2 protein-coding genes are annotated in these 2108 nt (G+C 69.3%); both read left to right on the top strand.

Features of this window, described 5'->3' with window-relative positions:
- On the top strand, positions 1-565 hold a 565-nt coding region (gene dcd / locus A5681_RS02920), incomplete at its 5' end, for a dCTP deaminase (protein WP_067269212.1).
- A 130-nt stretch (positions 566-695) separates the two neighbouring features.
- A partial coding sequence (locus tag A5681_RS02925) for a DUF7159 family protein (protein ID WP_419866288.1) occupies positions 696-2108 on the top strand: 1413 nt, incomplete at its 3' end.

Raw genomic sequence — 2108 nt, forward strand, 5'->3', positions numbered from 1 at the left:
CTCCGATCGTGACCTCAGGGCCGAAATCACCGCCGGCCGGTTGGGCATCGACCCGTACGACGACGCCCTGGTGCAGCCGTCCAGCATCGACGTCCGCCTGGACTGCATGTTCCGCGTCTTCAACAACACCCGCTACACCCACATCGACCCCGCCAAGCAGCAGGACGAGCTCACGACACTGGTCGAACCCGTGGACGGCGAACCGTTCGTGCTGCACCCGGGCGAGTTCGTGCTCGGCTCCACGCTGGAACTCTTCACCCTGCCCGAGGATCTCGCCGGCCGGCTGGAAGGCAAATCGTCGCTGGGCCGGCTGGGGCTGCTGACGCACTCGACCGCCGGCTTCATCGACCCCGGCTTCAGCGGTCACATCACGCTGGAACTGTCCAACGTCGCCAACCTGCCCATCACGCTGTGGCCGGGCATGAAGATCGGTCAGCTGTGCATCCTGCGGTTGACCAGCCCGGCCGAACACCCTTACGGCAGTTCGCAAGTTGGGTCGAAGTACCAGGGGCAGCGCGGACCTACACCGTCGCGCTCCTATCAGAACTTCATAAGGACTACATAGGTTCTGCGGACCTCCCGCGTCTCCTTTCTGCGCGATACTTAGTTAGCCATGGTTTTTTCCTCCGCCTAGCCGTGGTTCGTCTCGCAATACCTTTGGAGGGGTTGTCTTGGATATCGTGCTCGGGGTGTCGATGGCACCGGCGTCGATCCAAATGGTTGTTCTCGAAGGCGAATACGCCGACGGTGCCACCGTGGAAGAGGACGTGTTCGACGTCTCAGCCGCCGACGAAGCGGCCACCGCGAGCGCGTCCGACCAGGTGCTCGCCGCGATCCTGGGTACCCGGGAGGGCGCGGCCGACGCGGGCCTCGAGGTGTCGTCCATCGGCGTCACGTGGACCGACCAACTCGAGGCGGCGGCGTTGCGCGACGCGCTTGCCGCTTACCGCATCGAGAACGTCATGTTGGTGTCCGCCTTTTTGGCGGCGACGGCGCTAGCCCAAAACGTCGGCGGCGCAATGGGTTACGAGCGGACCGCGGTGATGTTCGTGGAGCCCGACACCGCGACGCTGGCGGTCGTCGAGACCTCCGACGGCTCCATCCCCGACGTCTACAAGCAACCGATCTACGCCGATTCGTACGACCAGGCCGCCGCGCAGCTCGGCGGCATGATCGCCGGGCTGGAGAAGCTGGAGGCCGCGCCGGACGGCGTGCTGGTGGTCGGCTCGGGCGTCGACATCGCCCCGCTGAAGCCGGCGCTGCAGACGGCGACCTCCCTCGAGGTGAGCGTGCCGGAGGAACCGGAGACCGCGCTGGCCCGCGGCGCCGCCCTGGCCTCGGCCAACGCGCCGCTGTTCGCCTCGTCGACCGCCGCGCTGGCCTACGCCCAAGATCCCGGCACCGGGGTCGTCGACCAGTACTCGCTGCCCGAATACCTCTATGTGCCGTTCGGGCCTGAGGCGGTCGACGACGAGCTGGCCTACAGCGCGGTGCCGGACGAGGACGCCGACTCGCCGACCGTCGTCATCGAGAAGCTCTTCATGCCCGAAGAAAGCGAACCGCGGCGCCGGCCGGCCCTGCTGATCGGGAGCGGATTGGCGGTCGCCGGCATCAGCGCGGTGTTGGCGCTCGAGATCGCGCTGGCGATCGGCATCCGCACGACCGGAACCATCGCGCTGCAGCCCACCCCGGGACAACACCTCATCGTGCCGACGCAGGAGGCGCCGGCACCCGTCGAGGCGTCGGCCCCGGCGGCGAAGCTCAGCCTGCCCGAGCCGGTGGCGGCGCCCAAGCCGATGACTCCGCAGTTCGCCGCGCCGCTGCCGGCGGCCCCTCCGCCGCCCGCGGCACCTCCTATTCCGGCGGCACCCGTCCCGGCGGCTCCAGTGGTGCCGGTTCCGGTCGTGATCCCGCCGATCGCGCCGGTGATCCTGCCCCCGGTCCGCGTGCCCGTCCCCAACCCGGTGCTGACCCCGCCGGTGATTGAGGGGCCGCCGCACGTGTCGCCCCCGCCACCGGTGCACGTGCCCGAGCCGCCACAGTCCGGCGGCACCGGGCCGCAGTGGCCGCCGCACCAGACTCCGCCCGGACAAGGCTCGTCCCCACCC

Source organism: Mycobacterium scrofulaceum (genome assembly GCF_001667885.1).
Taxonomy (GTDB): domain Bacteria; phylum Actinomycetota; class Actinomycetes; order Mycobacteriales; family Mycobacteriaceae; genus Mycobacterium; species Mycobacterium scrofulaceum_C.